Genomic DNA, 7,442 nt, shown 5'->3' on the forward strand with positions numbered 1-7,442 from the left:
CCGGGCCGCCAACCTGCCCCAGCCCCCGAAATCCCGCACCTCGCAAACACAGAGTCCCCGTCAGCACACCGACGAGGACTCATGAACGATCGAGGCTAAAGGCCGGCCGACGCAGCCGCGAGACGATCTACGTCATCACCGACCTGGCCGGCAAGCTTCCCCGCAACGGCCGGCGACGATCATCCGCTCGCAGTGGATCATCGAGCACCGGCCACTTCGTCCGCGCCACCCCTTCCGCGAGGACGCTTCCAACATCCGCAGTGGGCACGGCCCAAAGAACATGGCCACCCTCCGCAGCTTCCGATCAACCAGCGCCGCGCCGCCGGGCACTCCACCATCGCCGCCGGACTCCGTGAGATGTCCTACGAGCCGTTCACCCGCCCCCTTGACCTCCGCGGGCTCAGCTGACCAGCGCAGCTGCATGATCACTCAGACTTCAAAATCACCCTGGGGGCAGCCGGCCCACCACGAAAACAACAGTCGAATCTGAGCGCAAACGAGCTTATGGACGGCCCACCCGCCACCGCCGCCCTTCGGCCAGATGGGCCCGTGCGCAGTCCGCCACATCGATCCCTGCGTGGGTCACCGACACCGAACACCGCCTCACCCCGACGGTGGCCGGCCGCCCCGCAAGGTGGCCCGTTACCGCTCAGGAAACGCAGCTCTGCCCGCGACTCGATGCCGAAGTTGCTGCGTGGACTGACCTGTCCTGCTGGGCCTGGACAGCCATGGGCCCCGGAAGAAGTTGCCATACTTCCGGGGCCCGACCTCGACGGGGAACGCAACCCTTCTAACGACACTGCGCCCCACAAGTCACGCGGCGCCCGCTCAGCGCCAGGCGCACAGGCCCTCATGGGACTGCTGCGACCCGTGGGCTCCGGCCCTGCCCGCAGTGGTACAGCATCCGCAGCGCCCCGACTCCCTCCCTGCCGGCGGGCGCCGCCTCGCGCAGCAGACCCGCCAGGGGCGTGCCCGAGTCTCTCCCGGGCGCAGGCAGCCCTCAAGGGCGTCCGGCTCCAGGTCGGTGTGCCGGCAGTACGCGGTGATCAGCATGGCGGCACAGTCCACGCATCCGCCACGTCCATGGCCCGGCACAGCGTCATCCGCTCCCAGCCGCGCATGGCGTCAGGGACCGGATAGTCAAAGATCTCTTGCAGCGCTCGACTGCCTCAGCAATGCACTCATGCACCGCGCGGGCACAGCGGACCGGGCATCGCAGAAGGTTCCCTGACCGCACGCCGGAAGGGCCATCCCGGCCAGTCACAGCCCGTTGGCTCACCCGGAAGGACCAAGCTTCGCCCTGGCCCGGCGCCGGAATGGGATGCGCGGGGAAAGTCCCGATCCCGTCATTGCAACCCCGTACAGGCGCTGCCGCCACGAACGTTGCCGTGGGCGGGTGGCGGGTGGCGGGTGGCGGGTGGCGGGTGGCGGGTGGCGGGTGGCGAGGTGAGCTCAGGTCTTTGGCGCCGCACCCACCACACGCCACCCGACGAACTACGGCCCCACGCCTACCAGCTCCCGCTGGACCAAGCCACCGAGGCGTACGCCGACCACCAGCGCCGGAAAAGCACCGGCATCACTCGGCTCCGTGCGATCTGATCCGGCCTCATAACCGGCGCCGCCGTCACCTTCGGCCTGCTCCACGCCCTGCGGAGCCGCCGCTCCGCCCGCCACCTGCTGCCGGCCACCGGCCCCAGAAGCTAATGGTCGGCCACGGCGGCCACCGCCGCCCTGACGCTTCGGACAGCGAGAGTGACGGCGGCTTGACCAGGAAGGAGCCGATCGAGACGAATCTGCAGTTCAACTCCCGCGACCGAGGCCGGCCTTGCCGATATCGGCTACCTGGACGCCCCGCTCTGACCTCAGCGCCACGCACTGCGGTTCGGGGCCTCATAGTCGGCTCGCAGCCCTTGCCTAAACGGGGCACACCCCGTGGGGCCGTGCGGCGTCGGTCAGCGGGTACGGACGGGGCGGAAGCGGCGGTACAGGACCGCACCCGCGAGGAGCGCGGCGCTGCCGGCAATGGCGGGGGCCGTGAGGTCCCCTCCGGTGTGGGCCAGCATGGGCGCCGCCGCGTCCGGGGTGTGCTGAGATGGGACGAGGACCGGAGCCGTCGAAACCCGGGGCTTCGGCGCCGGGTCGTTCGAGGGCTTCGGGGCCGGAGGCTTCGAAGCCCGGGGCTTCGGCGCCGGGTCGTTCGAGTGCTGGCGGGGCTGGTCTCCGGGGCCGTTGACCGACTCGTTCCCGAAGACCGGGTTGCCCAGGCCGACCACATTGACACTGTTCCCGGATACGTTCACCGGAAGGTCGACCGGCAGCTGGATGCCGTTGCCTGAAATCAGCCCGGGCGAATCCGCAGTGAGACCTTGAGCCGACGCCCCGCCGGAAGCGGCCGATCCGACGTAGTTCTCCGAACCGCTTTCCTTCGAACCGCTCTCCTTCGAACTGCCGTCCTTCGCCGCGCCGCCGCCCTTGTTCGCGCAGGTGTTGCCCGCGGCCGGGTTGAGCAGCCCCACGACGTTTACCGTGTTGCCGCAGATGTTCACCGGCACGTCCACCGGGACCTGGATGGCGTTGCCGGAGAGCAGCCCGGGCGAGCCAGCCGTCGTAGCGTCGGCGCCGGCCCCGTCGGCCGCGAGGGCGGAGGACACCGGGAGCGCCATGGCCATCACGCCAGATGCGGCGACGGCGAACACACCGTTTCGGTTAGCCCATTTCATAGGTTCCCTGCTTTCCTGACATCATCGCGGGCACTCACCCGCACCTCATAAAACGCAAGGGAGCCGCCAGAGTTATGGGTGCCGTCTTCGAAGCCACCCCGGGGCACTAGTCCTCAGCTTGTTCTTTAACCTCCGGCGTCGAAATGTGCCTCGAACTAGGCCACTCGCCAGGGCGTTCTCCGGACGCCGAGGCGGCCTTCGTCTGGTCATGCGCTCCGACCAAGGTGCACCGATCGGAAAGCCGTGAGGGCTGCGGTAGGGGAAGCGTTCGCGGAAGCGTCACGCTTTCGGGACGAGTTGTACGCCTGTCTGACCGTCCGGGGGCGACGAGCTGTTCGAGCTGGCGGACTCGGTGTTGTCGGCGCCGGGTGCGGTGCTCTCGACGGTGGAGCCTACGTTGCTGCCCGGACACCGGTGCGATCACGGCGCGCTGTACGACGGTCTCAACCAGAGGCCGGATCGACGCCGGCCGGCTGCGCTCGCTGCTGGCGCCCATCCTCGTGCCTCTGGGAAGAAGTCCTGCATCACCCGCCGCTGGGTCAAGAACGACCGCCTCAACCACGCCGGCTACCGGGATCAACTGCAGTGCACCGGGCTTCAGCCCGGTGGTGAAGCGATTCTGAGAAGTGGTGCACTGCCTTCAACATCACGAACTGTTCGACGAACAGACCGCGTAGCCCGTCGAAGTCGCCGTTGCAGCTTGACGAGTTAGCCGTTTCTGAGACGTCCATGACGAGTTGTGTGTTCGAGGTTGGGTTGGCCTTGACTGGTAGACATCGGTACAGCCGTGGCCCTGCGATTTGATCTCTACTCCGCCTCCCACGCGGCGTCCCGCCGGCCTTCGCGTTGTCGCGGGCCTTGACGGCGCCGGTTCTTCCGCTCGACCGCGGCGCCTTCGGCGAATTCGGCCTTGGTCCTGGTGTTTTGCGCCTTCGTGGCCTCCGTATCGGCGTTCTGGCGGTGCTGCGCCGCCTCGGCCTGCTGGCAGTACGACGATCGGCTCCGGCGGCAGTTCACGTTTTCCGTCGAGGAGTTCAGCCACTCCCTACGAGATTGAGCAACTTTCACAAAAGCCAGCGAGATTCACAGAATATCTGCAGTTGATCAGACTGGCGGAGGGGAGCATGTCGGAGACCGAAGGCACACCGAATGCCTTACGCATCAGCTTCGAGTTCCGTGTCCCGAGGGCAGTAGGCGCAACATTCACGGAACCAAGGTCGACAGGGCGCTGAACACCATCACCGAGCGGGTCCTGGAGCTGGCGGGGGACGTGTTTCCCGCGGCGGACAGGGCCGTTGTCCGCGGGCAGTGGACCTACGACTGGAGCAACCGGCGCCATGAGTACGCCCTGGGCGATGACAGGCCCCGGCTCGTGCCCATCCTCCAGGACGAAGACGACGAGGGGTCCGGCACGCCGCGGGCTCTGCGGATCAGCTTCGAGTTCGAGGTCCCGCGAGGCTTGTGCAGTGTCCGCAGCACTGAGTTCGACAAGGCTCTGGACACCATCACCGAGCGGGTCCTGGGGCTGGCCGAGGGCCTGTTCCCCTGGGCGGCCAAGGCATCGATGCGCAAGCAGTGGCTCTGCAACTGGACCGACTACCGGGACGAGCGCCAGCTTCCCCCAACGAGTTCAACACCCCCCGAGTAGCGGCCGTCCCACCGAGGGCCCCGTCCGCCGGACGGGGCCCTCGCCATGTCCGGGAGGGCCGGTGAACGGCACCGGCGGCGCGAAGTCGGGGGAGTTTGTGCCGCACGGCCCCCCGGCCCGTCATGGGCAGGGGGCCGTGCAACGTGTCGTTACCGTACGGCGCCGCGGCGGCGCCATTGCCTGAAGCGGGCGACGGCGATCGCTCCCGCACCAGTGATGAACACCAAGGCCGTGACTGCGTAGGCCTCTCGCAGCCAGCCGGGGCGCTCGTCACCTGACAGGGCCAGGGAAGTGCACCAGTTCCCAGCAGCCAGCCGAGCACCTGGACGGCCGGCGAGTACCGGCTTTCGCCTTGCTCGGGACCGGAGGCTGAGCTGGTCTGCGGGCGGGTGTTCATGAAGGTCTGTCTCCCTGTCGCTTTCGAGTGGTTGCTGGCGAGCTGTGGTGGCCGCGGGTCCTGGTGTCAAGCTCCGTCACGAGCGGTGGGCCGCAGGTGCGCGGGCAGGGAACAGGCCACCGTCCCGCCCGGAAGGCGGTGGCGGTTCACCGCGACCGCCCGGTACACGAGCCGCGCGGCCCAGCTGATCGGGGGCAGGGCCATGGCCCGGCCGGCGAACTGCCAGGGCCGGCGCCGGTCCTGCTTGAACAGGTGCGCCACTGCGTCCGCGCCGCCGTGCACGACGGCCGTGCTGGGCTCGATCCACAGGATCTCCCGGTCGGCCCGTTCTGCTGTTACGCCTAGTGCCTCGACGTCGGCGAACTGCCAGGGGGTGACGGTGGCGTCGGGGTCCAGCAGGCGAACGGCGATGTTGACGGCTCTGGTGCAGAAGCCGCAGTCACCGTCGTACAGCAGGATCGGACGTTCGGCCATGGTGGATCTCCTTATGTCATGCGGGTTGGTGTCCCCGGGGCAGTCCCGTCCGGCATCACGGGCGTCCGGCTCGGGGGCACGGTCAGAGTAGGGGCACGGTCAGAGCATGGAGGCGGTCAGTGCGGCCAGGGCGGCTGTCAGCAGCCCTGCCCGCGCTGCCATGGCCCGTACAGCAGGCCCCGGGAACCGGTCGGGCCGGTGGATGCGGGCCCGGTCTGCGCGGTTGGCCGGACGATGTCGAGGATGAGTGCACCGGTTGTCAGGACGAGCCCTGCGGTCCACAGTGCCGGGGGTACGGCGAGCCAGTCACCGATCTGGCGGGTGAGGGCGAGCGCCGTCACGGCGAACCCGGCGTCCAGGAACCGGCGGCCGCGGACGGGCCCCGACTCCGGCCGCAGCGGCGAGTGCGGGAATCGAGGCCCCCGCGGTGCCCGCGACGGTAAGGGGAACGAGGGTGGCGTCAGCGTGCTGCGGTGTGGCACCGAGGCCGAAAGCTGTTGCCCGATGCTGTCGACCGGCCGGTCAGTGTTGGACAGAACGACCACCCCGAGCGCCCGGTCCCGGTCGAAGCCCATGTATGAGGTGGAGCCGCCCGTGGCGCCGTTCTGCCAGGTGATCCGGGGCCCGGCGGTGGCGCTGGGTGAACCACCCGAGTCCGATCCGTCCGCCCGGGCCGGCGTCGTACTCGGGCTCGGCCGCGCGCTCCGCGTGCCCTTCCCTCCATCACGGCACGCAGGAAGCGTCCCATGTCCTGGCTGGCGATCCAGATGTCGCCGGCGGGCGTGTAGCCGGAGGCGAACCAGTGGTCCGCGGCGGGACCCGTGGCCTTCCGGCCGTGGGCCGCAGATGCAGGGGCGGCTCGGCCGGTGCTGCTGTCCCCCATCAGGCATAGCCCCTGAGAATCCGGATCCGACTGGGCGGATGTTTCGCCGACCTCCGCCTTCCGGGTGACGCCCACTGCCACCTGTTTCCATTTTAAGGCAAGCACCTTCCGGCCGAGAGAAACCACTGGTTCGGGTGAATCGCGGGCTCTTCCCTCCTGCGACGCGCAGGAGGGAACGATCGGCATGACGGGAGGTATCACTGAATCCAGGGCGGAATCACCGCACGGATGAATGACAGTCGGTCGGCTCAATCTTTGGTCACACATTTCTTGATGCATATTGATTATTCCGGCAACACCACCCGAGTAAATCACCACCCGAGTTGAGCCCCCACGTAATATGCCGCTGGCAGAAGAGGCGATTCCGTTCGACGAGGAACGCCGGACGTCACCATCCCCCAGGAGTTGGCTCCTCGATGAGACTGAATATCGCCGATGCATCGCATCGGCGCACGATGACGGCCTGGATCGCGGGGGTACTCACCCTGCTGGTCGCGTTGGCCGTTGTGGCAGTGACGCCTACACGGGCAAGTGCCGTCGCAACGGCAGTAGATCTGGGCACGGCGGACAGCTTCGCGGTACTGGGCGGCCAATCAGTTACCAACACTGGCCCCTCGGTGATCAACGGAGACCTCGGAGTGAGTCCGGGGACGTCCGTCACCGGGTTCCCTCCCGGAATCGTGAACGGGGCTACGCACGTCGCTGATGCTGTGGCTGCTCAAGCTCAGAGCGACCTGACCACGGCGTACAACGATGCGGCCGGGCAAGCGCCGGACGTAACGTTCCCCGACGATCCTCCGGTGGAACTCGGTGGTAGGACGCTGACTCCAGGCGTATACAACGCCCCTGTCAGTGCCGCTATCACTGGCACGCTCACCCTGAACGCCCTGGGCAACCCCGACGCCGTCTGGGTGTTCCAGGTCGGTTCGACGCTGACGACGGCATCCGGTAGCGCGGTGTCCCTCATCAACGGCGCCTCGCCGTGCAATGTGTTCTGGCAGATCGGAAGTTCGGCCACCCTCGGAGTCGACTCCACCTTCGTGGGCACCATCATGGCCTCGACCTCTATCAGTGCCACCACGGGGGCGAACATCGAGGGCCGTGCGCTGGCCCGTAACGGCTCCGTGACGCTGGACACCAACGTGATTACCCGACCGCTGTGTGAGGGCACCACCACCACCACCGGTGATGACGCTGCCGCCACGGGTGACGACGCTGCCACCACCGGTGATGACGCTGCTGCCGCAACGGGAGATGACGCTGCTGCCGCAACCGGTGATGACGCTGCTGCCGCAACCGGTGATGACGCTGCTGCCGCAA

Annotated in this window: 7 protein-coding genes; 3 read left to right on the plus strand and 4 right to left on the minus strand. The window is 68.0% G+C overall.

What is annotated here, in order from left to right; genetic code table 11:
* The first annotated feature begins 1,446 nt into the window (after positions 1-1,446).
* Positions 1,447-1,599 carry a hypothetical protein gene (locus ACWIHY_RS39355; RefSeq protein ID WP_454381476.1) on the plus strand — a complete coding sequence of 51 codons (153 nt, stop codon included), beginning with the start codon at positions 1,447-1,449 and terminating at the stop codon, positions 1,597-1,599.
* Between the two features lie 353 nt (positions 1,600-1,952).
* On the opposite strand, the gene ACWIHY_RS39360 is transcribed toward ACWIHY_RS39355, so the two are convergent.
* Together ACWIHY_RS39360 and ACWIHY_RS39365 are read right to left on the minus strand one after the other, a co-directional pair.
* On the minus strand, positions 1,953-2,663 hold the full coding sequence (locus tag ACWIHY_RS39360) for a chaplin (protein WP_454381477.1): 711 nt from the start codon (positions 2,661-2,663) through the stop codon (positions 1,953-1,955).
* An 864-nt stretch (positions 2,664-3,527) separates the two neighbouring features.
* Complete coding sequence (locus ACWIHY_RS39365) at positions 3,528-3,737, minus strand: hypothetical protein (RefSeq protein ID WP_454381478.1); 210 nt, start codon at positions 3,735-3,737, stop codon at positions 3,528-3,530.
* Positions 3,738-3,990: 253 nt separating this feature from the next.
* Between ACWIHY_RS39365 and ACWIHY_RS39370 the strand changes: the two genes are divergently transcribed.
* Positions 3,991-4,368: a hypothetical protein gene (locus ACWIHY_RS39370; protein WP_454381480.1), complete on the plus strand. Its 378-nt coding sequence runs from the start codon at positions 3,991-3,993 to the stop codon at positions 4,366-4,368.
* A 463-nt stretch (positions 4,369-4,831) separates the two neighbouring features.
* On the opposite strand, the gene ACWIHY_RS39375 is transcribed toward ACWIHY_RS39370, so the two are convergent.
* Both ACWIHY_RS39375 and ACWIHY_RS39380 read right to left on the minus strand, forming a co-directional pair.
* Positions 4,832-5,239: a thiol-disulfide oxidoreductase DCC family protein gene (locus tag ACWIHY_RS39375; RefSeq protein ID WP_454381481.1), complete on the minus strand. Its 408-nt coding sequence runs from the start codon at positions 5,237-5,239 to the stop codon at positions 4,832-4,834.
* A gap of 137 nt (positions 5,240-5,376) precedes the next feature.
* Positions 5,377-5,814 (minus strand): hypothetical protein, encoded by a 438-nt coding sequence (locus ACWIHY_RS39380; protein WP_454381482.1) that lies wholly within the window; start codon positions 5,812-5,814, stop codon positions 5,377-5,379.
* Between the two features lie 724 nt (positions 5,815-6,538).
* On the opposite strand from ACWIHY_RS39380, the gene ACWIHY_RS39385 reads away from it, so the two are divergent.
* Positions 6,539-7,442: ice-binding family protein (locus ACWIHY_RS39385; RefSeq protein WP_454381483.1), on the plus strand; the 904-nt coding region annotated here is incomplete at its 3' end.

The organism is Streptomyces sp. NPDC055287 (genome assembly GCF_053646035.1).